Origin of the sequence: Pseudomonas sp. K2I15 (assembly GCF_002204795.1) — a bacterium.
GTDB lineage: Bacteria > Pseudomonadota > Gammaproteobacteria > Pseudomonadales > Pseudomonadaceae > Aquipseudomonas.
On the sequence record NZ_NIXO01000058.1, the window covers coordinates 1 to 25,799 of the forward strand.

28 protein-coding genes and 1 pseudogene are annotated in these 25,799 nt (G+C 59.8%); 12 read left to right on the forward strand and 17 right to left on the reverse strand.

Annotated elements, in window-relative coordinates; translation table 11 throughout:
- Positions 1-161: 161 nt before the first annotated feature.
- From CEC48_RS25630 to CEC48_RS25640, 3 genes are all read right to left on the reverse strand, one after another.
- The gene (locus CEC48_RS25630) at positions 162-2,249 is read right to left on the reverse strand and encodes an LTA synthase family protein (protein WP_088426276.1); all 2,088 of its coding nucleotides are present in this window, start codon (positions 2,247-2,249) and stop codon (positions 162-164) included.
- 399 nt (positions 2,250-2,648) lie between these two features.
- Positions 2,649-2,840 (reverse strand): PLDc N-terminal domain-containing protein, encoded by a 192-nt coding sequence (locus tag CEC48_RS25635; RefSeq protein ID WP_010176042.1) that lies wholly within the window; start codon positions 2,838-2,840, stop codon positions 2,649-2,651.
- A gap of 68 nt (positions 2,841-2,908) precedes the next feature.
- Positions 2,909-3,439 (reverse strand): hypothetical protein, encoded by a 531-nt coding sequence (locus tag CEC48_RS25640; RefSeq protein WP_088426277.1) that lies wholly within the window; start codon positions 3,437-3,439, stop codon positions 2,909-2,911.
- Positions 3,440-3,642: 203 nt separating this feature from the next.
- On the opposite strand from CEC48_RS25640, the gene CEC48_RS25645 reads away from it, so the two are divergent.
- Positions 3,643-4,620: a hypothetical protein gene (locus CEC48_RS25645; RefSeq protein WP_088426278.1), complete on the forward strand. Its 978-nt coding sequence runs from the start codon at positions 3,643-3,645 to the stop codon at positions 4,618-4,620.
- Positions 4,617-4,976: a hypothetical protein gene (locus CEC48_RS25650; RefSeq protein ID WP_088426279.1), complete on the forward strand. Its 360-nt coding sequence runs from the start codon at positions 4,617-4,619 to the stop codon at positions 4,974-4,976. The genes CEC48_RS25645 and CEC48_RS25650 overlap by 4 nt, the downstream gene beginning before the upstream one ends.
- 18 nt (positions 4,977-4,994) lie before the next feature.
- Here CEC48_RS25650 and CEC48_RS25655 read toward each other — a convergent pair whose 3' ends face one another.
- Together CEC48_RS25655 and CEC48_RS25660 are read right to left on the reverse strand one after the other, a co-directional pair.
- Entirely contained in the window at positions 4,995-5,510 is a 516-nt protein-coding gene (locus CEC48_RS25655; RefSeq protein ID WP_088426280.1) for an ankyrin repeat domain-containing protein, read from the reverse strand.
- Positions 5,511-5,606: 96 nt separating this feature from the next.
- Positions 5,607-7,433, reverse strand: a complete 1,827-nt coding sequence (locus CEC48_RS25660; protein WP_088426281.1) for a long-chain-acyl-CoA synthetase — start codon at positions 7,431-7,433, stop codon at positions 5,607-5,609.
- A gap of 397 nt (positions 7,434-7,830) precedes the next feature.
- On the opposite strand from CEC48_RS25660, the gene CEC48_RS25665 reads away from it, so the two are divergent.
- Positions 7,831-8,109, forward strand: coding sequence for a DUF3509 domain-containing protein (locus CEC48_RS25665; RefSeq protein WP_088426282.1), 279 nt, complete (start codon positions 7,831-7,833; stop codon positions 8,107-8,109).
- 54 nt (positions 8,110-8,163) lie between these two features.
- On the opposite strand, the gene CEC48_RS25670 is transcribed toward CEC48_RS25665, so the two are convergent.
- From CEC48_RS25670 to aroC, 4 genes are all read right to left on the reverse strand, one after another.
- On the reverse strand, positions 8,164-8,448 hold the full coding sequence (locus tag CEC48_RS25670; protein ID WP_088426283.1) for a response regulator transcription factor: 285 nt from the start codon (positions 8,446-8,448) through the stop codon (positions 8,164-8,166).
- A 232-nt stretch (positions 8,449-8,680) separates the two neighbouring features.
- On the reverse strand, positions 8,681-9,226 hold the full coding sequence (locus CEC48_RS25675; protein WP_088426284.1) for an acireductone dioxygenase: 546 nt from the start codon (positions 9,224-9,226) through the stop codon (positions 8,681-8,683).
- Between the two features lie 28 nt (positions 9,227-9,254).
- Positions 9,255-10,406: an MFS transporter gene (locus CEC48_RS25680; RefSeq protein ID WP_176438783.1), complete on the reverse strand. Its 1,152-nt coding sequence runs from the start codon at positions 10,404-10,406 to the stop codon at positions 9,255-9,257.
- Positions 10,407-10,554: 148 nt separating this feature from the next.
- A complete protein-coding gene (gene aroC, locus CEC48_RS25685) occupies positions 10,555-11,646 on the reverse strand; it encodes a chorismate synthase (protein ID WP_088426286.1) in 1,092 nt (363 codons plus the stop codon).
- A gap of 143 nt (positions 11,647-11,789) precedes the next feature.
- On the opposite strand from aroC, the gene CEC48_RS25690 reads away from it, so the two are divergent.
- Together CEC48_RS25690 and CEC48_RS25695 are read left to right on the forward strand one after the other, a co-directional pair.
- Positions 11,790-12,752, forward strand: a complete 963-nt coding sequence (locus CEC48_RS25690; RefSeq protein ID WP_088426287.1) for an alpha/beta hydrolase — start codon at positions 11,790-11,792, stop codon at positions 12,750-12,752.
- A gap of 100 nt (positions 12,753-12,852) precedes the next feature.
- Positions 12,853-13,656 (forward strand): hypothetical protein, encoded by an 804-nt coding sequence (locus CEC48_RS25695; RefSeq protein WP_088426288.1) that lies wholly within the window; start codon positions 12,853-12,855, stop codon positions 13,654-13,656.
- Positions 13,657-13,803: 147 nt separating this feature from the next.
- Here the strand turns inward: CEC48_RS25695 and prmB are convergent, their stop codons facing one another.
- Positions 13,804-14,712 carry a 50S ribosomal protein L3 N(5)-glutamine methyltransferase gene (prmB, locus tag CEC48_RS25700; protein WP_088426289.1) on the reverse strand — a complete coding sequence of 303 codons (909 nt, stop codon included), beginning with the start codon at positions 14,710-14,712 and terminating at the stop codon, positions 13,804-13,806.
- 240 nt (positions 14,713-14,952) lie between these two features.
- On the opposite strand from prmB, the gene CEC48_RS25705 reads away from it, so the two are divergent.
- The 3 genes from CEC48_RS25705 to CEC48_RS25715 all read left to right on the forward strand — a co-directional run bounded on the left by CEC48_RS25705 (position 14,953) and on the right by CEC48_RS25715 (position 16,627).
- Positions 14,953-15,543, forward strand: coding sequence for a cysteine hydrolase family protein (locus tag CEC48_RS25705; protein ID WP_088426290.1), 591 nt, complete (start codon positions 14,953-14,955; stop codon positions 15,541-15,543).
- Between the two features lie 130 nt (positions 15,544-15,673).
- Positions 15,674-15,994, forward strand: a complete 321-nt coding sequence (locus tag CEC48_RS25710) for a hypothetical protein (RefSeq protein ID WP_088426291.1) — start codon at positions 15,674-15,676, stop codon at positions 15,992-15,994.
- A 75-nt stretch (positions 15,995-16,069) separates the two neighbouring features.
- Entirely contained in the window at positions 16,070-16,627 is a 558-nt protein-coding gene (locus CEC48_RS25715; RefSeq protein WP_010176067.1) for a Smr/MutS family protein, read from the forward strand.
- A gap of 213 nt (positions 16,628-16,840) precedes the next feature.
- Here the strand turns inward: CEC48_RS25715 and CEC48_RS25720 are convergent, their stop codons facing one another.
- Both CEC48_RS25720 and CEC48_RS25725 read right to left on the reverse strand, forming a co-directional pair.
- Complete coding sequence (locus tag CEC48_RS25720; RefSeq protein WP_088426292.1) at positions 16,841-17,035, reverse strand: hypothetical protein; 195 nt, start codon at positions 17,033-17,035, stop codon at positions 16,841-16,843.
- Positions 17,032-17,762: pseudogene (locus tag CEC48_RS25725) on the reverse strand (zeta toxin family protein). The gene CEC48_RS25720 and the pseudogene CEC48_RS25725 overlap by 4 nt, the downstream one beginning before the upstream one ends.
- A 419-nt stretch (positions 17,763-18,181) precedes the next feature.
- On the opposite strand from CEC48_RS25725, the gene folE reads away from it, so the two are divergent.
- Both folE and CEC48_RS25740 read left to right on the forward strand, forming a co-directional pair.
- Positions 18,182-18,727 (forward strand): GTP cyclohydrolase I FolE, encoded by a 546-nt coding sequence (folE, locus tag CEC48_RS25735; protein ID WP_218192541.1) that lies wholly within the window; start codon positions 18,182-18,184, stop codon positions 18,725-18,727.
- 104 nt (positions 18,728-18,831) lie between these two features.
- On the forward strand, positions 18,832-19,203 hold the full coding sequence (locus CEC48_RS25740; protein WP_010176073.1) for a glutathione S-transferase N-terminal domain-containing protein: 372 nt from the start codon (positions 18,832-18,834) through the stop codon (positions 19,201-19,203).
- A gap of 74 nt (positions 19,204-19,277) precedes the next feature.
- On the opposite strand, the gene CEC48_RS25745 is transcribed toward CEC48_RS25740, so the two are convergent.
- The 3 genes from CEC48_RS25745 to CEC48_RS25755 are packed head-to-tail and all read right to left on the reverse strand — an operon-like array spanning position 19,278 to position 22,220.
- On the reverse strand, positions 19,278-19,598 hold the full coding sequence (locus tag CEC48_RS25745) for a hypothetical protein (RefSeq protein ID WP_088426295.1): 321 nt from the start codon (positions 19,596-19,598) through the stop codon (positions 19,278-19,280).
- On the reverse strand, positions 19,595-20,926 hold the full coding sequence (locus CEC48_RS25750; protein ID WP_088426296.1) for an acyclic terpene utilization AtuA family protein: 1,332 nt from the start codon (positions 20,924-20,926) through the stop codon (positions 19,595-19,597). The genes CEC48_RS25745 and CEC48_RS25750 overlap by 4 nt, the downstream gene beginning before the upstream one ends.
- 1 nt (position 20,927) lies before the next feature.
- Positions 20,928-22,220, reverse strand: coding sequence for a CitMHS family transporter (locus CEC48_RS25755; RefSeq protein ID WP_088426297.1), 1,293 nt, complete (start codon positions 22,218-22,220; stop codon positions 20,928-20,930).
- Between the two features lie 131 nt (positions 22,221-22,351).
- Between CEC48_RS25755 and CEC48_RS25760 the strand changes: the two genes are divergently transcribed.
- Positions 22,352-23,245, forward strand: a complete 894-nt coding sequence (locus tag CEC48_RS25760) for a LysR family transcriptional regulator (protein ID WP_088426298.1) — start codon at positions 22,352-22,354, stop codon at positions 23,243-23,245.
- A gap of 82 nt (positions 23,246-23,327) precedes the next feature.
- Here the strand turns inward: CEC48_RS25760 and CEC48_RS25765 are convergent, their stop codons facing one another.
- A complete protein-coding gene (locus CEC48_RS25765; protein ID WP_088426299.1) occupies positions 23,328-23,930 on the reverse strand; it encodes a glutathione S-transferase family protein in 603 nt (200 codons plus the stop codon).
- 11 nt (positions 23,931-23,941) lie between these two features.
- Positions 23,942-25,108, reverse strand: coding sequence for a PLP-dependent aminotransferase family protein (locus CEC48_RS25770; RefSeq protein WP_088426300.1), 1,167 nt, complete (start codon positions 25,106-25,108; stop codon positions 23,942-23,944).
- A gap of 82 nt (positions 25,109-25,190) precedes the next feature.
- Between CEC48_RS25770 and CEC48_RS25775 the strand changes: the two genes are divergently transcribed.
- Positions 25,191-25,625, forward strand: a complete 435-nt coding sequence (locus CEC48_RS25775) for a MarR family winged helix-turn-helix transcriptional regulator (protein WP_003212841.1) — start codon at positions 25,191-25,193, stop codon at positions 25,623-25,625.
- Positions 25,626-25,799 lie beyond the last annotated feature (174 nt).

The window sequence follows — 25,799 nt, forward strand, 5'->3', positions numbered from 1 at the left end:
CTCAGCCATGCATTACGTCCTGCCTCATCGGCGTGAGGAGCGCATTTATCCGCGGGCCATCCGGCTCAAATCACCGAAATATCCGATCAGAAATAAAAAAGCCAGTCAGCTTAACTGACTGGCATTAGCCTCAAAAGGCCTCTTTTTTTATGCTCGGGTGTTTAGTCCGGCTTGCCGTCCACCACGCCTGCGGTGTTATCCAACAGGCTCTTGGTAGCGGTCTGCAGGAACGATTCGAGCTTCTGCTTCAGAGCAGCCTCGTCCGGCGACTCCGGAATCACCTTCCCGGTCGGGTTGGCGCCCAGTTCGTATTCCCACAGCTTCGGTGGCATTTCCTTGGGCAGTACCAGCACGCGGTCACCGGTGAGCAAGGCGACGGTCTGGTCGCTGCCCGACGGCTTGATCACGCCAAAACCCTTGTCGCCTTCCGGCAGGTTGAGCAGGTCACGGCCCCAGCACTGGTGCAAGGTGTCACCGCCCAAGCGGCCCATGATGGTCGGCACGATGTCGATCTGGGTGCCCACGGTGTGGTCACGCTCGCCGAACTTCTCCTGCATGCCCGGTGCAATCATCAGCATCGGCACGTTGAAGCGGCCCAGGTCCATCTCGGTGATCTGCTGCTCGTTGCCGAAGCCGTGGTCGCCCACGATCACGAACAGGGTTTCCTTGAAGTACGGCTCCTTGCGGGCCTTTTCAAAGAACTGGCCCAGGGCCCAGTCGGAGTAACGCATAGCCGTCAAATGCTCGTTGAGGCTGCCACGGTCGGTGACTTTCTCAACCGGCAAGGGTGTCGGCAACGCATACGGCGTGTGGTTGGACAGGGTTTGCAGCAGCGCATAGAACGGCTTGCCACCTTCACGTGCCTTCAACTCTTCCAGGCCACGGGTGAACATGTCCTGGTCGGACACGCCCCAGGTAGGGTCGGAGAACACCGGGTTGACGAAGTCATTACGGCCGATGAAGTTGGTCATGCCCTGGTTGCTGAAAAAGCCGGACTGGTTGTCCCAGGCGAAGTCGCCGTTGTAGACATACACGTCGTCAAACTTGCGCGCGCTGAGCAACTGCGGCAGGCCCGAGAGCTTGTGGCTGCCTTCCGGGGTCTGCATCAGGTATTCGAAGCCCGGCAGGTTCGGGAAGCAGGCCATGGTGGCGAACATACCCTGGTGGGTGTGGGTGCCATTGGAGAAGAAACGGTCGAACAGCAGGCCTTCCTTGGACAGTTTGTCGAAGTACGGCGTGATGTTGCCCGGGCGGCCCAGGGCGCCCACCGAGTGACCGGCGAAGCTTTCCATCAGGATAACCACGACGTTCTTGATCGGCAGGGTCTTCTCGGCCGGCGGCGTGAAGTCACGGCGTACGGCGGCGGTGTCGGTGTCTACCAGTTTCTCGCTTGGCAGCACCAGCATGTCGCGCACAGTCTGGGTAGCCAGCGGCTGCTCCAGAGTGGCCTTCCAGATATTGGAACGCTCTTCCGAGAACCGCGCCTTGGCGGCGCCGATCAGCGAGAGGGTGCCATTGAGGCCCAACTGGTTGGCGAAGTTCGAGTCGGTGGTGTAAACGTCACCCCAACGCAGCGGCGGGCCCTGGCGCAGGGTGCCACGGATGGCGACCACGGCGACCATCAGGCAGACCACAAACACGGCAATGCGCGAATACCACGGCGCCACCTGGCGGGTGCCGATGGTGCCACCGCTGAACGGGCCGCGTGGGCGCGTTGCACGGTCGGCGCCTTTAAAGGCGATGCTCAGGATCAGCGTGCCCACGGCCCAGGCCAGCAGGTAGCGCACCACCGGGAAGCCGTACCAAAGCATGCTCATCACGGTTTTCGGGTCTTCCTTCACGTACTGGAAGACCAGGCCGTTGAGGCGCTGGTGGAACTCGCGGTAGAAGTCCATTTCCATCAGGCCGAGGAACAGCGCGATGCTCGACGCGACGGTCAGCCAGAAGCGGAAGAACCCGCGCGCCGCCATGGCCCGCACGCTGAACAAGGCCAGCAGCAGCGGGACCAGCACGTACATCACAAGGCGGATATCCAGGCGCAGGCCGTTGGCGAACGCTTCAAGGAAGGTCGAGGCCGGTGTGTCGAGGATCATCTCGCGGTTGTAGACCAGCAGCGCAAGGCGCAGCAGGGAGAACATCACCATCATGATCAAGGCACAAAGCAGCGTGTACGCCAGATGGGATTTGACGGTCGGTTGCAGCAAGCGATTAGAAGCTCGCTGCTGATTCAGGGCGTCCGGGTTTGCCATGTCGTTTTAGGACCCATTGGAAGTTTAAGTTGCGAATGAATACAGCGGCGCCCCGCCCTCGCTCAGTCAGGCTGAGGTAGGTGGTGAACGCAATGGCGCAAATGGTGCCCGATCAACGCCGGCAACGCCATTGATTACTCACTCCGGCCTTTATTTGCACTCGTCTTAGAGCACTCGGCAGGGGGAAAATAGCCGGCGAATTGTCTTGGATGGAATGTGAAAATTTTGTACAGCGAATATCTCGAAACATAAAAATAAGGGACTGAAGAAACAACTGTGGGAGCGGGCTTGCTCGCGAATGCGGTGTAACAGTCAAAAGATGTACTGACTGATTCACCGCATTCGCGAGCAAGCCCGCTCCCACACTAACTGTGCCCGCTCTGAATAGCGTTGTTTGGCTCAGATCCGCACGTTACCGCGCGGCCCGGCGATCGCCCAGATGATCAAGCCCAACACCGGCAGCAGCAGGATCAACAGGATCCACAGCACCTTGGCACCGGTACCCGCGCCGCTTTTGAACACGTTGATGATCGCCCAGATATCCAGCGCCAGGATGATCAACCCGATCAGACCATTAAAAGTGGAACCCATGGTATCGCTCCTAAGTGAGGGCTTGCCTGCTTAGGATAGTCAGCCGTGGCCAGGGGTTCCGTTTTATTTCAGACGTGGACTGCAACCCGCAGGGCTTCCAGGGACGGTTCGCCCTTGATCCCGACTTCGGCGCACAGCTCCAGTACCCGTGGCACGTCGTCGCCGTAGACCAGCACGGCCTGGATCTCGTCGTCCAGCAGTTGGCTGAAGTTGACCAGCACGTAGCCGCCATTTTCCGGGTTGAGCGCGCTCATCTGGATCTGGATGCGGTTCAGCGCCGTCAGGGCTTCGGTTTTGGCCAGTTGCTTGGGCTTGAGGTTGAACGCCACGCCTGGGCCGAACGAGGCGACGATGTGGGCGAACAGGTCCAGGTAGGTGTCGGCCTGGAACAGTACGGTCTCGGGCAGGCTGCCGACGACGATCCACTCGCCCAGGGGAATCGGGAAAGTGTCGTCGTAGTTGATGTCGGGGTTGGCGGCCAGGAAGGCGTCGGGATCGGCGTAAGCCTGGGCCGCTTCGTCAGCCACCTTGGCGATCTCGGGTTCGCTCATGCAGCCGGAGCTGATTTTGCTGATGAGTTCGACGAGTGCGGTTTTCATGGGGTGGTCCACGGCTGATTTGGGGGGGGCGCGAAGATAACATTGGTTCAAGGCCAGCAACAAATCCACTGTTGGCGTAGGCGTCTTCTGTCCACCTATGTAGTCCACTTCCCAAATTTTGTTTTCTGATCATCCTCTTGTTTTGTTGCGCGTTCAGTTACTTATATTCCGTGGCCATATTTATTCCTTCAAGGATGTGGGATATGGCCCAGGCGTATATCAATCAACACACCACCGACCTCCTCAGTTTGAAATCCCGGCTGCTGACCGGCTCCAGCCGGCAATTGGGCGATCAATTCGATGCACTGAACCTTCATCTGCGCAACGGCCTCGTCACGCCGGGCCAGATGGTGATAATTCCCGACGACTACGGCGTGGCCTGTACGGCAGACGATGCGTGGTTAATGCGCCATGCACAGGAGATCCGCCGGGGGCTGGAACAGGATGCGGCCGCTGGTACGGCGGTGATCAACAACTACGATTTGCTTCAGAGCTGGTTGGGTTATGGGTCGTTGGGGGTGGGCAGCACCACTTCGGCATGGGCACGGCACCTGGACGAAGTGAAGATGACGCTGGAGCAGGTCGAGTGGCTTCATCAGCAGCTTAAAGACGGCAAACTGGACAGGAGCGCGTTTATCCAGCACCGCCAGGCGCTATTCAAGAAGCTCGATGCGCAACTTCAAGGGGCTGCCCGCTTTGGCACCAGCCTGCGCACTCATAAATCGCTGAAGAAGATTCTGGGTATTTCTACCAAGAGTTATCTGCACAAGAGTGAAGTCGTGGGTTACACGCAACGGATCAGGAGTATTGCCGAGACTTCACGGTTTTTGGGCAAGGGGACTTATGTAGGGTTGGCGCTGGATGTGGGAGCGGCGGGGCTGGCGATCAAGAAGGCGTGTATGGAGGGGCGCGAGAGAATGTGTGAGCGGGCGAAGTATGTGGAGACGGGGCGGTTGGTGGGTGGGGTAATAGCGGCCGCTGGTGCAGGGGAAATATCAGCGAGGGGGGCCGAAAGGCTTTGTGTCGTGCTGAAGATAGCAACCCGCGGGTTGGGCAAACTCGGGTGCGGCATCATCGGTGGAATCGCAGGAGGAATTGGAGGCGGAATTGGAGGCGGAATCATCGGAGGCTCTATTGGCGCGACTTATGGTGATGTGCTGTATAAGGCATCGGAACAATGAGTCTCACGCTGGCCATCTACCTGACAATTGATATTGCCCTGACTTCATGGATTCTCTGGTATCTCAAATACAGAAAACTCGAAGAAATAGAGCGCTATTTCACCGAAAACATCGCACTACAACGGAACAAGCGATTTTGGTCCTGGAACAAAGAGATCGATAGAAGGTGGCGTGTAACGTTTATCACCATGTATCTGGTCGCACCCAAAGAGATGATCAGGCGTGGCGCAGTCACCAAAGAAGAACTGGCCGCTATTCCACAGCCCTTGAAACGGTGGTTTATCTGGAGCTTTTACTGGGGAACCCTGAACGTGATCGCCATGTTTGCCTGGCTCATTTGGGCGAAAGTTCTATAGGGTCCCCTACCCCGCGGCCTAAACCAGCTTCTGCAACTGCGCCGCCGTATCCACCGCCCCCATGGTCTGGGCCGCGGCCAGCGCGGTCACACCCTGGGCATCGGTGGCCTTGGGGTTGGCACCCTGGCTGAGCAGGTAATCCACCATCTCGGTGCGGTTGAACATCGCCGCCATCATCAAGGCTGTACGGCCATCAGAGGACGCACCTTCGACCAATGCGCCGCCTTCGATCAACGCCTTGACTACCGGCAGGTTACCCTTGAACGCCGCGCCGGCAATCGGTAGCTGGTTCTTGTCATTGGCAATCTGTGGGTCGGCCTTGAATTCCAGCAGCACTTTCACTGCGTCGACATGCCCGTGGTAGGCAGACAGCATCAACAGCGTATCGCCATTGTGGTTACGCAGGTTTGGCGGCAAGCCCTTGGCCAGCAGCGCAGCAAGCATCGCGGCATCACCTTTGCGCGCCACGTCGAACACCTGCTCGGCAAATTCGGCGGCTTCGTCTTCGGTCATTTGTTTGGCTTGGTCTGACATGTGGGGCTCCTTGTCTGGTGTTTCATAAGGCGTCCAGTCTCGCGACGGAGTTCCCCACTGTCATGCCTTTTTTGCCAAAAGCTTTGATAGGCAGAATCAATAACGGAACTTGCCCGACTGGATTTGCGCCAGCAGTTGCCCGGTGACCGGCACGTAGCTGTCCGATCCCGGCAGCCAGGCAAAGATCGGATCATCACCGGCCTTGTCCGGGTCGAACGCCTCCTCCTTGAGTTTCACCTTCTGGTATTTGAAGGTGCCCGTGGTCTCCATCTTCACTTTGATCCGCAGGAACAACGGCACCGCGTACGCGGGCAACTGCCCATGGGCAAACGTCAGCAGCTCGCGCATGTCCAGGGACGCCAGGGATTCAGCGGGCGTGATGGCCGCCATGCCTGCACGGCCATTGGTGTTTTCGATCTCCACGCCGTAGGCCACCACTTCGGAGATCTGCGGGTGCTGCAGGAAGATGTTTTCGACTTCGGTGGTGGAGACGTTTTCGCCTTTCCAGCGGTAGGTGTCCCCCAGCCGGTCGACGAACTGGGCGTGGCCGAATCCGATATTGCGCAGCAGGTCGCCGGTGTTGAAGTAGCGGTCGCCCTTCTCGAACACATCGCTGAGCACCACTTTGCGGTTCTTCTCGGGGTCGGTGTAGCCGTCGAACGGCGCCTTGTCATCGATCCTGGCCAACAGCAGCCCCTGGCCGCCCTTCGGCACTTCGCGCATGAAGCCGTTAGTGCCACGTATCGGCTCACAGCTGTCATGGGCGTAGTCCACCAGTGCCCAATGCATCAGGGAAAAGCCAATGGTGTTGTCGAAATTCAATACGTTGGTGAAGCCGATATTGCCATCACTGGCGGCGTACAGTTCACAGATGTGATCGACGCCGAAACGCTGCTTGAATTCGGCCCACACGCCGGGGCGCAGGCCGTTGCCGATCATCTTCGTCACGCGGTTATCCCGGTCGTGCCCGTGAGCGGGCTGGTCGATCAGGTAACGGCACAGCTCGCCGACATAACCCAGGGTGGTCGCATTGAACCGGCGCACATCGTCCCAGAACTGGCTGGCGCTGAACTTGCGGCGAATCGCAAACCCCGACGCCCCGGCAATCGCCGAACCCCAGCACACGCACAGGCCGGTGGCGTGATACAGCGGCAAGGTGCAATAGACAACGTCTTCAGGGCCCATATCCAGCGCGATGGTGCCGAAGCTGGCCGAGGTTTTCATCCAGCGACCATGCTTGAAAATACCGGCCTTGGGCAAGCCGGTGGTGCCGGAGGTGTAAATATAGAAGCAAGGGTCGTTGAAGAAGATCTGCTGGGTGCTGGCGGGGTTTTCCAACGGGCAGTCGGCACTGGCGGCCATCAGGTCTACGTAGCCCGGCGGCACGTCGGCGTGCTGCTGATCGGCGATAAACCAGGTTTTATCCGCGTCGATTGCCACCTGGCTGCGAACGGCCTCATAAGCTCCGACCAGCTCGGCACCCACCACAATGGCCACCGGCGTCACCAGGTTGAGGCTGTGTACCAGCGCAGCCTGGGTTTGCGAGGTGTTGAGCATCGCGCAAATGCCGCCAAGCTTGGCCACGGCCAGCACGCTGAGCAACAACTCGGGGCGGTTCTCGATAAACAATGCCACCACGTCGCCCTTGCCGATGCCCTGCTGCTGCAGGTAGTGGGCCATGCGGTTGGCCTGCTGGTTGGCCTGGCGGTAGCTGAGCACGCTGTCGCCATACAGCAGCGCGGCGCCGTCGGGGTTGCGTTGGGTGGCTTGTTCGAAGGTCCAGCCCAGGCCGCATGGCTGGTCGGGGTCGGTGATGTTGGCCACGCGAATACCGCGTACCAGTCGCGGCAACGCACGGACAATGGTGGGCACCTTACGCAACATCATGCCCCAGGTGATCATGTCACTTGGCGGGTGGTTCATGGCAGGAACGTCCTTTTTCTTATTGTTCGTATGACCCTCAAGCACCCTTCGCACCGTAAGACCGGCGCCGAATGCCTTGCAGGAAAATACGCCAGCCATTCTTCGGCTGTACACGCAGGATTTGAAAAGTTTTGTATCCCGAAAGGAAAAGGAATTTACCCGACCACCACGCGGTCACTATGGAAGACCTGCCGTGCCTGCCAGCGCTGAAACACCTGGCAAAACCCCGCAAAATGCAGGATGCACGATGGCCATTCATGCAAATTGCACGAAACTGAAAAATTCAAAAATTTATAAGCCTTTGATTTATAACGACTTTTAAAGATACCCAGTGCTGGCACAATCACTGCACCTATCACTCCACGCTGCAAAACATGAGCTAACGGAGCTGATAGACATGAGCCTGATCCAAGATAAATTTTCTTCTGTGTTCTCCAATTTCGACGTCACCACCCAGGCGCGTCCTGATGGCGGCATCCTGCTGACCTTGCGTAACGGCGAAGGCAAGCAGATCAAACGTTCGATCTCTTATCAGCAACTGCACACGGCCGACCAACTGACCTGGGTCATCAGCGCCATTCGCCGCGACCTGGCTGAACAAGCCAGCGACCTGCCGCAGATTTCGATGCTGCAAAGCCAGAATCGCTTTGCCCTGCCGACCTACCATTCGGCTTGAATGTAATGCAGGACCCGAACAGGTCGTGGTGCCGTTGCGCATCACGGCCTTTTTTTATTCGCACAAACCCTGCTTGACCGCCTCGTTCACGGCCTGGACCCGGTTAGTCACCTGCAACTTGCCGTAGATGTTGCGCAGGTGAAACTTCACCGTGGCCTGTGAGATCGAGCGAATTTTGCTGATTTCCCAGACCGTCTTGCCTTCGGTGGCCCAGCGCAGAATCTCCCGCTCCTTTGGAGTCAGGGGTTTACCTGACAGCATCGCACGCGGCTTGCTGCTGGCAGCCGGGGCGTTAACAATTTCAGTGGACGGTTGTTCCAGTGGCTCTGGACCGCTCATGCAGGCTCTCTCTTCTATAGGTCTTGTAGCGCCCGAACTCGGATTGCTCCTATTGACAGGCGAATAAATATTGAGACCGGAGAGAGTTACACAAAGAGTGGAAGTATTAAGTAAGGGCAGCGATAAACAGCTGTTGCTCACACACTTATAAGTTTCTTCCCACAACACTTTCCTACTTGCATGGGTTGAACTTTAAAACAGCCTCCTGTTCAGGAGGCTGTTTCGGGCGAACCTACTCTTCGAGCCGGGGAAAACCCTCGGCGATCGCGTCACCGGTCAGGTTGACCGCCTGGCCTTCCGGGCCGTTGAACAAGCGGATCGCCACAAAGTGCGGGTTCTCACCCATATCAAACCAGTGTGCGATGCCGCCCGGCACCGAGATCAGGTCGTTTTTCTCGCAGAACACGGCGTACACATAGTCTTCGATGTGCAAGGTAAACAGCCCGCGGCCGGCGACGAAGAAGCGTACGTGGTCGTGCGCCATGCGGTGTTCGTCGAGGCGCTCGGCGCGCAACTCGGCCTTTTGCGGGTGGTCGTTGCTGACGCTGATCACATCGACATGGGTGTAACCGCGCTCGGTCATCAGCTTGTCGATGGGCGCCTGGTAGGCGGCGATGATCTCAACCTCGCCAGCGCCCGCCTCAAGCCGGGTCGCGGCCTGCCAACGGTCAAACCCTACGCCCAGCTCGGCCAGCGTCGTGGCGATATCCTCTTGGTGAGTCAGGACCTTGTTCGGGGTATCGGGGGTGCAAATGTGGTAGACCGCGAGATAGCTCATCAAACTTTTCCTCTGTCACGGAAGCGGCTCATGGCCGCTCCTCTTGCAATCGAATGCCAATGATTATGGCGGCGGCCAGGGCCGCGAGGCTGGCAATGCTGAAGGTCAAGGTCGGCCCCAGCAGGTTCCAGCTATAACCTGAATAGAGTGCGCCCAGCGCTCCGCCGGTACCGGCCAGTGCGGCATACAGTGCCTGGCCCTGGCCTTGCTGGCGAGCACCAAAACTGCGTTGCACGAACTGGATGGCCGCCGCGTGAAAGCTACCGAAGGTCGCCGCGTGCATCACTTGCGCCAACAACAGCACCCAGAAGAATTCGGCGAACGAGCCCAGCAGCAACCAGCGCAGCGCCGCCAGCAGGAAACTCGCCATCAGCACCCGGCGTACCGAAAAACGCGTGAGAATCCGGCTCATGGCCAGGAACATCAACACTTCCGCGACCACACCCAGCGCCCACAGCATGCCGATCACGCCACGGCTGTAGCCCAGGTGTTCAAGGTGCAAAGTCAGGAAGGTGTAGTAAGGGCCGTGGCTCATTTGCATCAGCGCCACACAGGCATAAAACGCCAGCACGCCGGGGCTGCGCAATTGTCGCAGAAAGCCATCACCGGCCAGGCGATTGCCCTGGGTCAATGGCTGCGCATTCGGCACCCAGAGGCTGGCGCCGATGATGCCGGCCATGATCACCACGACCACCACCGGGTAGATGTCCAGGCTCAGCCAGTCGAACAGACGGCCCATGATCACCACGGTGAGGATAAAACCGATGGAGCCCCACAGCCGCACCTGGCTGTAGCGCGAGGTTTGGCCTTGCAGATGCGCCAGGGTGATGACTTCAAACTGCGGCAGCACCGCGTGCCAGAAGAACGCGTGCAGGGCCATCACCAGCGCCAGCCAGGCGTAGGTCTTGCTGACAAAAATCAGTGAGAAGCTCGCCAGGGTGCACACCGCGCCAAAACGCACGATGGCCAAGCGCCGGCCGGTGTAATCCCCCAGCCAGCCCCACAGGTTGGGTGCCACGCAGCGCATCAGCATGGGGATGGCCACCAGCTCGCCAATGCGCGCGCTGGAGAACCCCAGGTGGTCGAAGTACAGCGCCAGGAACGGCGCCGTCGCCCCCAGCAGGGCGAAATAGAACAGGTAGAAGCTGGAGAGTCGCCAGTACGGGAGGGCTCCCGTCAGCATAAGTGCCTTGTGGCGAGCGAGCTTGCTCGCGCTGGGTCGCGAAGCGGCCCCGATAGAAGCACCGCATTTCTCCAGCTAATACCGGGTTGCAGGCCTTGGGGCCGCTTCGCAGCCCAGCGCGAGCAAGCTCGCTCGCCACACACCGTCACAGTTGGCCCAATACCGGAGTACTGACCTTTACATCGGCGTTCTGCCCGCGATGACGCAGCAGGTGGTCCATCAGCACGATGGCCATCATCGCCTCGGCAATCGGCGTGGCGCGGATGCCCACGCACGGGTCGTGACGGCCCTTGGTGATCACGTCCACCGGGTTGCCGTGCACATCAATCGAACGGCCCGGCGTGGTGATGCTGGACGTCGGCTTGAGCGCCAGGTGCGCAACGATAGGCTGGCCGGAGGAGATGCCACCGAGAATGCCGCCAGCGTTGTTGCTGAGGAAACCTTCCGGCGTCAGTTCGTCACGGTGCTCGGTGCCACGTTGGGCAACGCAGGCGAAACCGGCGCCGATTTCAACACCCTTGACCGCGTTGATGCTCATCAGCGCGTGGGCCAGTTCGGCGTCGAGGCGGTCGAAGATCGGCTCGCCCAGGCCCGGCATCACGCCTTCGGCGACTACGGTGATTTTCGCGCCGACGGAATCCTGATCGCGGCGCAACTGGTCCATATAGGCTTCCAGTTCCGGCACTTTGTCCGGGTCGGGGCAGAAGAAGGCGTTGTCTTCGACGCTGTCCCAGGTCTTGAACGGGATTTCGATAGGGCCCAATTGGCTCATGTAGCCGCGAATCACGATGCCTTGGGTGGCCAGGAATTTCTTGGCAATCGCGCCAGCCGCCACACGCATCGCGGTTTCCCGCGCCGAACTGCGACCACCGCCACGGTAGTCGCGCTCGCCGTATTTGTGGTGGTAGGTGTAGTCGGCGTGGGCCGGGCGGAACAGGTCCTTGATCGCCGAGTAGTCCTTGGACTTCTGGTCGGTGTTGCGAATCAGCAGGCCGATGGCGCAGCCGGTAGTGCGGCCTTCGAACACGCCGGAGAGGATTTCGACTTCGTCGGCTTCCTGGCGCTGGGTGGTGTGGCGGCTGGTGCCGGGCTTGCGACGGTCGAGGTCACGCTGCAGGTCTTCCTGGGACAACTCGAGGCCCGGCGGGCAGCCGTCGACAATGGCGACCAACGCCGGGCCATGGCTTTCGCCCGCGGTGGTAACAGTGAACAGCTTGCCGTAGGTATTGCCGGACATGCAGGGCGCTCCGTGAAATCAGTTGAATCAAGTCAACCGTAATAACTTAAGGCAGCCAGTATACGCAGGCTAACCGACTAGTTCATCCTCGAAACCTTACCGGTAGACGTTGGTCCAACCGGCACCTTCCTCATGATGGCGCGATGATGCTGCGAGTTCTGCTTTTGACCCTCACCCTGTTTTCCAGCCTTGGCTTCGCCGCCTCCCCTGTCGTACTGCAACGGCCCATCAGCCTGGACACGGGCAGCGGCGAGCTGTTCGGCTCGCTGTTGCTGCCCAAATCCGACAAGCCAGTGCCGGTGGTGCTGATCATTGCCGGCTCGGGCCCCACCGACCGCAACGGCAACAGCGCCGACGGCGCACGCAACGACAGCCTCAAGCGCCTCGCCTGGGTGCTGGCCAAACACAACATCGCCAGCGTGCGCTACGACAAGCGGGGTGTAGCCGCCAGCCTTGCCGCCACCCCCGATGAGCGCAACCTGACCCTGGACGCCTACGTGTCCGACGCCGTGGCCTGGGGCAAGCTGCTCAAGGCCGACCCGCGCATGGGCCCGCTGATTGTGCTGGGCCACAGCGAAGGAGCACTGGTGGCCGCCCTCGCCGCCCCGCAGCTCGATCCGGCCGGGGTGATTTCCCTGTCCGGCAGCGCCCGCCCGGTGGACCAGGTGATCCGCCAGCAACTGGCCGACCACATGCCGCCCGCGCTGTTACTGCGCAGCAACCAGATTCTCGACCACCTCAAGGCCGGCCAGGTGGATGCCGATGTGCCCACGCCGCTTGAGGGCATTTTCCGACCCAGCGTGCAGCCTTATCTGATCAGCCTGTTCCGGGCCGACCCTTCGGCGGCATTTGCCAAGCTGAAGATGCCAGCGCTGATCATCCAGGGCACCAATGACCTGCAGGTCGGCGTGGCCGATGCGCAGCAACTGCAAAAGGCCAAACCCGACGCCGAGCTGACGGTGATCGAGGGCATGAACCACGTGATGCGTATCGTGCCCAATGACGTGAAGCAGCAACTGGAATCCTATAACGACCCACAGTTGCCGCTGGCTGCCGAGCTGGGCACCCGCCTGGTTCGTTTTATCGACGGACTTCGTGCCAGTTAAGCGAGTATTCCCCCTCCAGTCCTGAGTAAAACGGCCGATAAGCCCTGGGTCGACAGCAAAAAGCCTGTCGGCCCGCAGAGCTTGGACAGGATCGCGCCGAATGACGAACACCGAAGCAACACCCGAATCTACCGCCGAGACCACGGCTGAAACCGAGGCCGCCGCCTCGGCGGCGTTACCGTGGGCGGAGGTACAGGCCGAACATTTCAAGATGCTGCGCCTGGCCCCTTTGGCCACCGACCGCTCCACTGGTGTACGGCCATTGCGCTTTGTGCAATTTGGCTGGGCCGAACGCAACAACAAGGACAACAGCCTGCTGCGCATGGTCATTCAATTGCCTGGCCAGCGGGTGCGACGGGAGCAGAACCACCTGGACATCTGGGTCGATCACGTCACCCAGCGGGTGCATTTTGGGCCGGGCAACAGCCTGGAGATCGAACCGGCGAACCGCGGTATCGGCCGATTCCTGGTGGCCCAGGGCGCTGCATGGGCGAAAAAGAAGTGGTCACACTATCGCGTCGACGGCGTTGACTTGGCCAACAAGGACGCGCTGAACGAAGCGACGCGCCTGCGTCGGGATCACTTTCTGCGTATTCAGGGGTTTGATGTGGCGTATGCCGATGTCCAGCATTTAAAGGGCAACGTGCAACCGGGCAAGGTCAGCGATGTGCTGGACAGTTGGAACACCGAGAAGCTGCAGTTCGTGGAAATTCTGGAAGCGGCGCAGATGCTGCAACAGGCCGAGCAGAATCTTGCGGAGCAGGAAGTGAAGCTGCGCAAGGAAGAGGAAAAGGTCACCAAGTTCAAGCGCGAAGACAGCGGGTTGCGCTTCACGATTACGTGCCTGGTGGCGTTTACCGTGTTTCAGGCGGGGTTGTTGATCTGGATTGCGACGCATCGCTGAATCAACACACGCGGCGAACGTGCTTTTGTAGCGAGGGAGCTTGCTCCCGCTGGGCTGCGTAGCGGCCCCATAAATCTTGGGAGCGCTTCGCACTCCAACGGGAGCAAGCTCCCTCGCCACAAGTATCAGTACACTGTCAGACCGGGTTTAAACCCGAGAAACAAACACCGCCTGATGCGCCCGGCACTGCTCTGCCGTCAACATGAACACACCATGCCCACCACGCTCGAAGTCCAGCCAGGCAAAGTCCACTTCCGGGTACAACGTCTCGACGTGAACCTGGCTGTTGCCCACCTCGACAATCAACAAGCCCTTCTCGGTCAAGTGATCCGCCGCCTCGGCCAGCATCCGCCGAACCAGATTCAAACCGTCATCCCCACAAGCCAGGCCCAGTTCCGGTTCATGCTGGTATTCATCAGGCATGTCGGCAAAGTCTTCGGCATCGACATACGGCGGGTTGGACACGATCAGGTCAAAACGCTGGCCCGGCAACCCATCAAAGCCATCACCCTGAACGGTATACACACGCTCGTCGACGCCATGGCGCTCAATGTTCTGGTTGGCCACTTCCAGCGCTTCAAAGGACAGGTCGCCCAGTACCACTTCGGCGTCCTGGAACTCGTAGGCACACGCAATGCCGATGCAACCGGAGCCGGTGCACAGGTCCAGAATGCGCGCCGGCGGCATGCCCAGCCACGGTTCGAAGCGGTTTTCGATCAGCTCGCCAATCGGTGAGCGTGGAATCAGCACGCGCTCATCGACGATAAATGACATGCCGCAGAACCAGGCTTCCTTCAACAGGTAGGCGGTAGGCACGCGCTCATGGATACGGCGGTGCAACAGCCGTTGCACGTGGGAGATTTCCTCTTCTTCCAGGTTGCAATCCAGGTAGCTGTCGGCAATTTCCCATGGCAGGTGCAAGGCGCCGAGCACCAGTTGCCGGGCTTCGTCCCAGGCGTTGTCGGTGCCATGCCCGAAAAACAGGTCTTCCCCATGGAAACGGCTGACGGCCCATCGGATGTGGTCGCGCAAGGTGCGCAGGCGAGAAGTGATCACGGGGGCAAGCTCCTGGAAAAAACGACCGGCGATTCTAACAGCCTTAAGCTGTACCGACGATGTACGAAAAAACCCTTTGCCGCACGTCGGATTTCATCTTAATTGTGCTTTTTGCCTAAACGTAGTGCCCTATTGACATCGCTACACGCCAACAACGGCGTACCTTACGATGGTAGCGATTCACAGAAGCGCTCAGCCAGAGGACAATGTCACAAAAGCCCCACTCACAGGAGCCCCAGAATGTCCGTTCCAAAGACGATGTTTCAACTCAGCGGTCGTGGTTACGCAGCGGCGAACCTGAACCATGCGACCCTCGTGATCATCGACGCCCAGAAGGAATACCTCAGCGGTCCCCTCGCCCTCTCGGGCATGGACGCGGCTGTCGAAAACATCAAGCAACTGGCCGCTGCCGCGCGCAACGCCGGGCGCCCGATTGTGCACGTGCGCCACCTGGGCACGGTTGGCGGGCTGTTTGATCCTCAGGGCGAGCGCGGTGAATTCATTCCAGGCCTCGAGCCCCTGGCCGACGAGACCATCATCGGCAAGCTGCTGCCCAGCGCCTTCCACGGCACTGGCCTTGAGAAGCACCTGCAAGACCTCGGTTCCCTGGACCTGATCGTCTGCGGCTTCATGAGCCACTCCAGCGTCAGCACCACGGTACGCGCGGCGAAGAACCTGGGTTTCCGTTGCACCCTGGTGGAAGACGCCTGCGCCACCCGCGACCTGCCTTACAAGGGCGGCATCCTCAGCGCCGACCATGTGCAGCAGACCGAAATGGCCATCATGGCCGACAACTTCGCCACCCTCGCCTTGACCAAAGATCTGATCTGATCGACCTTCGATGAGCGGGTAGCCGCCCGCTCATCCGCAAAAGCCTGTCATTTGCAGCAATTGCCTCTGTACCCGGAACAACCTGTGTATCTTCCGGTCGAAGGGCCGATACCCTGGAGGAAAGGTCGGAATGAAGATATCCGATGGTTTTGATGCACGTCGCTTGCGCCCCAAGGGCCCGAGCAACTGGCGTCTGCGCATCGGCGCCGGCTTTGCCGCGCTGTTTGCGATCGTGGGCGTGCTGCTGGCAATTGCCGGCGCCGCTGGTTTGTTTGGACATTCACCGGCCTTGGGCGAGCTGAATGCCAGCCCTGGCGGGTCTGCAATCCTGGTGGTGATCGGCCTGCTGGTGCTGTGGTTTGGCGTATGGCTGTGGCGCCGTTGCCGTCGGCGCATGCGTCAGCCGCTGTCACTGAACATCGCCTCACACCTGATGAAAAAGCACGACTGATGGCATCCAGATAGTGTTTGTTGCGCATCAAGCCGCCGCGATTAGGTAAACTGCCCGCCCTTCGCGGAGGCCGACATGCAAGACGACGATTTTTCCCTATTCAAGAACGAGCTGCGCGGCGTCAAGCCGATCAAGCACGATCGCGCCGAAACCGGCAAACCCAAGACCGACCGCGCCCAGATCGCCAAGCTGCGCCAGGCGGCGACCGTGCGCACGGACGCCACCACCGTGGACGGCCTGTCGGATCAATTCGTTATCGATGTAGGCCCCGAAGACGAACTGATGTGGGCCCGCGACGGCGTGCAGGAAAGCCAGATGCGCAAGCTCAAGGTCGGCCAGATCCCGTTCGAGGGCAGCCTTGACCTGCACGGCATGACCGTCGAAAAAGCCCGCGAAACCCTCTGGGCATTCCTCGCCGAAGCCACAAAATTCGAAATCCGCTGCGTGCGCGTCACCCACGGCAAGGCCGTGCGCCTGGACGGCAAGCGGCCGATGATCAAAAGCCACGTCAACACCTGGTTGCGCCAGCATTCCCAGGTGCTTGGGTTTACCTCGTGCCAACCACGCCACGGCGGCGCTGGCGCGGTGTATGTGATGCTCAAGCGCACGATGATGGAAGGCCGCGACGAGTAGCAAGTGCCATCGTCAGGCTTGCCGCAGGCAATATAGACATCAACCTGGGTCGAGCCTCTCACGCTTTTCGATGCGCGCCTTCACTGTCGCGAGACGCTCCTTACAGTTGAAGCCGTTACCGGCGCTTCAGCCAACCAACTACCACCTACCAACAGTCCACAAGATGCAAAAAGCCCAGCACAAGGCTGGGCTTAAAGATCAACAACGATGAGATCATTTAAATTTTTCAACGCTCAACTCGCCAGGCTTGACCGAGCGAATGACGTCCTTCTGCTCACATATCGCAGCATTGGCTGCAGCAAAGTAGACCGCTCGCTTTTCCTCCACGGACCCGTGGCGGAAAAAATCAGACATCGCCGAAGAGCCATACGTCTTCGTCGAAGCGTCTTTTACCTTTTCGCCTTTCATTGGGATACTCCGTTCAAAATTTCCTCAAGCTCTTCGTGATCATAGGGCTGGTTCACAAACCCGTCAATTTCGTCGGCCAAAAGGTCAATACCGATCTCGGCGTTTTCCCCATCGTTGTCCTTGATAATGACGTCCACCTGAAGTGCATGCTCAAATTGCCTCTTGAGCTCACATACTGAGGCCTTTGCAGCATAAAACTGTCTGACAAACTCAGGACAAGGAATGTTCCTTCCGTCCTTTTTTCCCCAGCGAGCACAAATTCCCATGCGAGCTCGGGACGCTGGTAAACATATATAACTTGTGCCGATCTGTTCTCTTTATCAAGGGCTCGCAAGATGTTTCGTTTAGCTACATCCAGATTCGCAAGCGTCCCATCGAGAAGGAAGGACTGGCGCTGCTGATATACCAAATCCAGAGTGCGCTCAACAAATGTTGTCACTCCACGCTGGAAATGACTGGAGTTGCGGCCAGTGTACTCAGGGAAGTAGTCCCTGAAGTCATCAGGATCAATTCGCAATGCCATTGACCCACCGGCCTGCATCATTTCAATAAAAGCCCGGGACACCTCAGTTTTCCCAGCTCCCGGTGACCCAGCCATGAATACCGATACGGGGTACTCATCACTCGGGTAAGCCTTCAAGCACGCCAATTCACGGGCTATGCGAGTCCGATTCTCCTTTGCAAACGTCACAGCACGATCAGAAACTTCCAGCTCTTCCTGGGTCATAGGCTTGTCCTTCACGAGAGTTTGACTCTAGCACTCTTCACCCTGGCCAGACATCCAGCGTGGATGGAACACCAGTGGCAGGATTGGACTCACAGGGATAGCGAAAGTCGAAAAAAGAGCTTCGCCTGAAAGGCACAGGACGGACAACCGGCCTTGGCAGAATTGAAGATCCATGGCCGTAGGCAATACAACTGTCGGCACACGTACGCTACTATGTGCCCAATCGCAGGCATGAACCTTGAATTCATAGCAAACCAGCTTGGTCACAGCGTGCAGATGCTGCTGTCCACATACGCCCTATGGATCAACGCCAGCGAAGACTGGAGCGAACCAGGGACGCTGGAGCAAAGCCTGAAATGCTACAAAATTGGTACAGGCAGAAACCGTACCGCTCTGAAACCCATACGGAATACAGTCCTGTGACACTGGAACAGAATTACACCGCGATCCTCGGCCAACTCGGCGAGGACGTTTCCCGCGAGGGCCTGCTCGACACGCCAAAACGTGCCGCCAAGGCCATGCAGTACCTTTGCCGCGGTTATGAACAGACCCTTGAAGAAGTCACCAACGGTGCCTTGTTCAGCTCTGACAACAGCGAAATGGTGCTGGTCAAGGACATCGAGTTGTACTCGCTGTGCGAACACCACCTGCTGCCGTTTATCGGCAAGGCTCACGTGGCGTATATCCCGAGCGGCAAGGTGCTGGGCCTGTCGAAGGTCGCACGTATCGTCGATATGTATGCCCGGCGCCTGCAGATCCAGGAAAACCTCAGCCGCCAGATCGCCGATGCGGTCCAGCAGGTCACCGGCGCCCTGGGCGTTGCGGTGGTGATCGAGGCCAAGCACATGTGCATGATGATGCGCGGTGTAGAGAAGCAGAATTCGTCGATGATCACCTCGGTGATGCTGGGTGAGTTCCGCGAAAACGCGTCCACCCGCAGCGAGTTTCTCAGCCTGATCAAGTAACGGGCTGCGTAAGAAAAAACCGGCGTTCATCGCCGGTTTTTTTTCGCCTGTGAAAAATCAGGTAAGCTGCGACCCCTTAAGTCCAGGGCAAGAGGTTTACAACCGTGTTCGTTAAAGCGCTTCGAGTCGGCCTCGGCCAAATCATCATCTTCGGCGACTTCATCACCCGCCCGCGCAAGCAACAACGCCCGGCAAGCGCTCAAGCCCTGGTCGACCAATCGGCCAAGGACCTGACGCTGTATCAGTTCCACGCCTGCCCGTTCTGCGTGAAGACCCGCCGCACCCTGCGCCGCCTGAACGTGCCGGTGGCCTTGAAGGATGCGAAGAATAACGAGCAGGACCGCCAGACCCTGCTGGAGCAAGGCGGCAAGATCAAGGTGCCGTGCCTGCGCATTGAAGAGAACGGCCAGACCACCTGGATGTACGACTCCAAGGTGATCATCGATTACCTGGACAAGCGGTTTGCAGCGGTCTGAAACCGTCTGTTGAACACTAAAGATCCAGTGTGGGAGCGGGCTTGCTCGCTCCCACATTTGTAATGCGCCACGCTTTAATCCGGTATTGCCAACTCCAGCGCCAACAAAGCTGAGCCCAGGCACTTGCCATGGGCGTCCAGCGCCAGCGACCGCGTCACCCCGCCCCGCAAGATCCCCGGCAACACGAAGTTCAGCGCCTGTACATTGGGCAGCTCATAACGCCGCACCGGTGCTGCGCCCTCCTCCAGCAATGGCGCAAAAAACGCCGTCACTACTTCAGCCGTCAGTTGCTCGCAGAGCAGCGGATAATCCTCGGCCCGATACGCAATGATCGAGATGTTCGAGGTGTCGCCCTTGTCTCCCGTACGGGAGTGGGCCAGGGTGTGCAGCTTCATGATTCGATCCTCGGGTTGACCGCGTTACGGGGCAACAGCAACGACGCCACCGCCACCACCTGGCGCAAGCTCTTGCTGGCACCGCCGCCGCCGGACGGGCCGTTGGTATAGAGGGTTTCCACCTCATTGCCGACGCGCACGGCCTCGCTGCGCTCTTCACAGCGGGCGACGACGCGCAAGCGCACTTCCCACGGTTCAACAGTGCTGCGCGGGCCGTGCAGGGCGTCGATGCCGATCAATTCGGCGCGCACGTCCTGCAGGCGTACGCCGGTCAACTCCAGGCGCTTGAGCACCACGTCGCGAGCCAGTTGCGCACGAGCGACCGCGCCCGGGCCGCCGTAGGAAATCTGCCCCTCGCCGATCCAGCCATCCAGATAACCGACGCTGACTTTCAACTGTTCAGGCCGTGGCCGTCCGTTTGCGCCATGGGCCCGTACCCGGTCCACGGCCTCCTCGGTAAACGACACCCGGGAAAAGTCCGCGCACACGTCCGGTGTGAGGTACGCCGCCGGGTCGTGCACTTCGTAGATCAGTTGCTCGGTGCACGTGGCACGGCTGACCCGCCCACCGGAACCGGCGACCTTGGTGATCAAGGCCTCGCCATCTGCATCAATCTCGGCCAACGGAAAGCCCAGGCGCGCCAGGTCGTCCACATCCTTGAAGCCCGGATCGGCGAAGTAACCGCCGCTGACCTGCCCCGCACATTCCAGCAAATGCCCCACCAGCGTGCCGCGCCCCAGGCGCTGCCAATCATCGGCAGCCCAGCCGAATTCGAACATCTGCGGCGCCAGGAACAACGACGGGTCCGCCACCCGGCCGGTGATCACCACGTCGGCATCGGCGCGCAAGGCGTCGATAATGCCGTCGGCGCCCAGATAGGCATTCGCGGAAATCAGCCGCTCGCCCAACGAGCCAAGGGTTTGGCCGTTGTCGAGCAACTGCTCTGGCTGGCGGCGTAACACCTCAAGCACATCATCGCCAACCACCGCCAACACCTTGAGGTTAAGCCCCAACTCACTGGCAACCCGCCGCACCTCAACCGCCGCCGCCACCGGATTGGCCGCGCCCATATTGGTGATCACCCGCAAGCGCCGGCGCCCGTCCGGCTGGCCGACAAAGGGCAGCACGCGGCGCATGCGCTCACTCAACAGCGGGTCGTAACCGCCTTGGGGGTCGCTGATGCGCGCCTGTTGCGCCAGGGCAATGGTGCGTTCAGCCAGGCATTCGAAGACCAGGTAATCCAGGTCGCCCTGTTCGGCCAATTCCACCGCAGGTTCGATACGGTCGCCGGAGTAGCCGGCGCCGGAACCGATGCGCAAGGTTTTCATTTCAAATCACTCCCAGGAGCAAAGCCGTCAGGGTCATCAACACCGACGCGGCAAACAGAAAGGGGATGGTGAAGCGCTGGTGATCGGCCAGTTCGATCTTGCACAGGCCCACCAGCAGGAAGGTCGCAGGCGTCAGCGGGCTGACCGGAAAGCCCGTGGTGTGCACGCCCAGCAATGAGGCCTGGGCCACTTGCAGCGGGTCGACGCCCAGCGCCTTGCCGACTTCGGCGATCACCGGCATCACGCCGAAATAGTAGGAATCGGGATCAAACAGCATGCTCAACGGCATCGACAGGAAGCCCACCACCGCCGGGATCAGCTTGCCGTGGCCCGCCGGAATCTGCGCCACCGCCACTTCGGCGATGGCCTTGAGCATGCCGGTGCCTTGCATGATGCCGGTGAACACACCGGCGGCGAGCAGGATGCTGGCCATGGTCAGGGCGGTTTTGGCATGGGCATCGATCCGCGCGCGCTGGGCGTCGACGTTCGGGTAGTTGATGCACAGCGCGACCACGGTGCCGAGCATGAACATCACCACCGGGTCGACCCAGCCGGCGATCATCACCACCATCACCAGCACCGTCAGCACCAGGTTGACCCAGAACAGCCGTGGGCGGCGCAAGGCAATGTCATCGTCGCTGAGCACCCGTTGCGGCACCGCGTCCACGCTGGAACCGGCGCCCAGGCCCAGGCGTTTTTCTTCGCGGCGGCCCAGCCACCAGGCGCAGGCGAACACAAAGATCAGGCCGACGATCTGCACCGGGATCAGCGGCTGGAACAGGTCTGCCACCGGCACATGCAGCGCCGCCGAGGAGCGCAGCACCGGGCCGGTCCAGGGCAAAAAGTTGACCCCGGCCGCCATCGCGGCCACACAGGCCAGGATGCGTTTATCGATGCCCAGCCGCGTATACAGCGGCAGCATCGCCGGTATCGTCACCAAAAAGGTCACCGCGCCGGAGCCGTCCAGGTGCACCAGCAATGCCAGGGTCGCCGTACCGACGACAATCCGTGTAGGACGCGTCCCTACCGTACGCAGGATGCGATCAATGATTGGATCCAGCATGCCAGCATCGGTCATGATCCCGAAAAACAGGATCGCGAACACAAACATGCCCACCACGGGGGCGACGTTCTTGATGCCGGTGATGATGAAGGCGCTGGTTTGCAGGCCGAACCCGCCGAGCAGCGCGGCGATGATCGGCAAGGCGATCAGGGCCACCAGTGGCGAGAGGCGTTTGCTCATGACGGCAGTGAGCAGGCACAGGATGGTAATGACACCCAGGGTAGCGAGCATGGGGTAGCTCCAGAACGGCGTTTTCGGCCGGTTATTGTTTTCCCTGGAGTATTGGAATCGCGTTAGGCTTTGTAAATTGGAATATTCGGCACTCCACATTCGAAAAAACAAAACGCTCGAGCAGAATAAAAATGAAAAATTCGATCCAGCATATCCAGGCGTTTCTCGCCGTTGCCCGCACGGGCAGCTTTACCAAGGCCGCCAACGAACTGCATCTGTCGCCCTCGGCGCTGACCGTGCAGGTGCAGCAACTCGAGGAGTGGCTGGGCGTTGCCCTGCTCGACCGCAGCCCGCGCCACGTCAGCATTACCGCCGCCGGGCTGGATGCACGCGGGCCAATGGAGAAGCTATTGCTGGACCTGGACAACATCGTCACCGGCTCCCGCGACCTCGCCGCCTTGCGCCGGGGCGTGGTGACTATCGCCGCCCTACCCTCGGTGTGCGCTGGTGCCTTGCCTCCCGCCCTGCGCCTGTTTCGCGAGCGTTTTGCCGGAATCGAGGTGCGCTTGCATGACCTGGTGGCCCATCGCATTCATGCGCAGGTGCGTTCGGGTGAGGTGGATTTCGGCATTGGTGTGCGGGCGCGGCTGAGCCATGGCCTGGCGTTTGTGCCGGTGCTGAATGACCGGTTGTGTGCGTTTGTGCCGATGGATCATCCCCTGGCGCGCCATGGCCGGCTGACCCTGAACCAACTGGCCGACCAGCCGATCATCCTCACCGGGCGTGACAGCAGCGTGCGTGAGCAGGTGGACGCGTTGTTCGATGAACGACAGGTGACGATGCAAGCCGGGATGGAGGCCAATTACATGTCGACGGTGTTGGCATTGGTGCGGCAGGGATTGGGGGTCAGTATCTTGCCGGAGTCGGCGGCGGACAGCCTGGAGGGGTTGAAGCGGATTACGATTGATCATCCGGGCGTGAACCGGGAGATTGGCTTGATCAGTCGCAGTGGGCAGCCGTTGAGCCCGGCGGCAGAACGTTGCTTCGAACTCTGTAGGAGCGAGCTTGCTCGCGAAGAACGTTAACGATGACGCGGGGCATCTGGTGCCCCGCGGTGTTCTTGCGTTTTTCGCGAGCAAGCTCGCTCCTACAGGAGTGGACCGGTGATCAGCCCAGCATCGCCACATGTTTTGGATGGCTGGCCACGCGTTTCAACCACGCCTGCACGCCGGGATAAGCGCTCAAGTCAAAACCACCTTCATCCGCCACATGGGTGTAGGCATACAGCGCCACATCGGCAATCGAGAACTGGTCGCCCACCAGGTACGGCGTCAACTGCAACTGACGCTCCATCACCTTCAGGGCCTTGTAGCCGCCCTTGTGCAGTTTCTTGTATTCCTCCAGCCGATCTTTCGGCAGCCCCAGGTAAAACTGGATAAACCGCGCCACCGCAATATACGGCTCATGGCTGTACTGCTCGAAAAACTGCCACTGCAGCACTTGGGTGCGCAGGCGCGGTTCGGTCGGCAGGAACTCGCTGCCGTCGGCCAGGAAGTTGAGGATCGCATTGGATTCCCACAAGCAGGTGCCGTCTTCGAGCTCCAGCACCGGGATCTTGCCGTTGGGGTTCTTGGCCAGGAACTCGGCGGTCTCGGTGTCGCCGTTCAGGATATCGACATCGATCCACTCATAGTCGACGCCCAGCAGGCTGAGCATGAGTTTGACCTTGTAGCAGTTGCCCGATTTGTAATCGCCGTAAACCTTGTACATGAGGCCTCCCCTTATGCCGCTTGCGCGTGCTGTGCTTGACGGACCACCGCAGCGAGACGTTTGAGACCTTCGTCCAAACGCGCCGGGTCGATATGGCTGAAATTGAGCCGCAAGTGACCGTGATGGTTGTCCGGCTCGGAAAAGAACGGTTCACCGGGCATGAACGCGATGTCCTGGTCGAGCGCAGGTGCCAACAAGGTGCGGGTGTCGAGCGGTTGTTTCAAGGTCAGCCAGAAGAATAATCCGCCCTGGGGTATTTGCCAGTCGGCCAGATCGCTGAAATGCCGCGCCAATGCAGCCTGGAACGCGTCGCGCCGATCACGGTAGAAACTGCGCAATTGCACCAAGTGATGCTGGTATTTCTCGGTGCCAATCCATTGCATCGCCTGCCACTGGCCAACGCGGTTGGTGTGCAGATCAGCCGACTGCTTGAGCTTGAGCAGGTGCGGGAACAGGTCCGGGCTGGCGATCAGGTAACCCACCCGCAAGCCCGGCAACAGGGTCTTGGAAACGGTGCCGGTGTAGATCCAGCTGGCCTTTTTCAGCCGGCTGACGATGGGTTGCGCGCTGCCGCCGTCGAAGGTCAGCTCGCGGTAGGGTTCGTCTTCGATCAGGGTCACGCCGAACTCGTCCAGCAGCGCCGCGACAGCCTCACGCTTGGCCTCGCTGTAGCGCACGGCTGACGGGTTCTGGAACGTCGGGATCAGGTAGACGAAGGACGGACGATGCTGCTCAAGGCTGTTGCGCAGCGCCTTCAGGTCCGGACCATCCGCTTCAAGCTGCACGGTCAGGCAATCGGCACCGAACAGCTGGAATATCTGCAACGCCGCGAGATAAGTCGGGCCTTCCAGCAGGATCTTGGTGCCCTTGTCGATGTACAGCTTGGCCGCCAGATCCAGGGTTTGCTGGGAGCCGCTGACCACCATCACCTGGCTGGCCTGGCACGCAATGCCCAGCCCCCGCGCCTCGGCTGCCAGCAGTTCACGCAACGGCGGTTCGCCTTCGCTCATGCCGTATTGGCCGATATTGAGTGGCATGTCAGTCCAATCCAGCTTGGGCAGCATCACTTCAGCCGGCAGGCCACCGGCGAAGGACATCACCTGCGGCTTTTGCGCCGCCGCAAGGATCTCACGGATCAAGGAGCTTTTAAGGCGCGAAACACGTTCTGAGAAGGCCATAAGGGTCACCGGTAGCAAAGCCTGAGGAAAATACGTCAAACTGGTTGACCGAAATTACGACGACTTGGGCAGATACGTCAATATGCTTGACCTTAAAAACCAGACCAGCCAGCAAACCGCCATGGAAGCGTTCTTCTTTGGCTACCAGGCGTTCACCGCCAAGGCCGACGAAATGCTTGAGCGCCGAGGCCTGAGCCGGGTGCACCAACGCATCGTGTTTTTTATCGCGCGCTACCCGGCCTTGAGCGTCAAGGAGCTGCTGGAATTGCTCGGCGTGAGCAAGCAGGCGCTGAACATGCCGTTGCGCCAACTGCAGGAAATGCACCTGGTGGACAGCGTGGCGTCCGAGACCGACAAGCGTAAGCGCCTGCTGGAATTGACCGAGGAAGGTCGGCGCTTCGAACAATCCCTGCGTCGCGAGCAGGTAAAGCTGCTGCAACGGGCGTTTGCCGAGGCTGGCGAGACGGCGGTAGAGGGCTGGCTGGCGGTGAACAAGGCATTGAGTGGCCAATCCTGAATTGCCTTTCATCCTTTTCGCACACAAAATAGAAAACATTATTTGCTTTATTTGTATACAAAAGCATAATTCGCTTCGTGCGAGTTCCTGACCTACTGGTCAACAAAACCCGCTGGTACCTCAAAGCGCTGCTGCCCACTCATGTGTCCGGCGCTGGAAATAACAATAAAACTC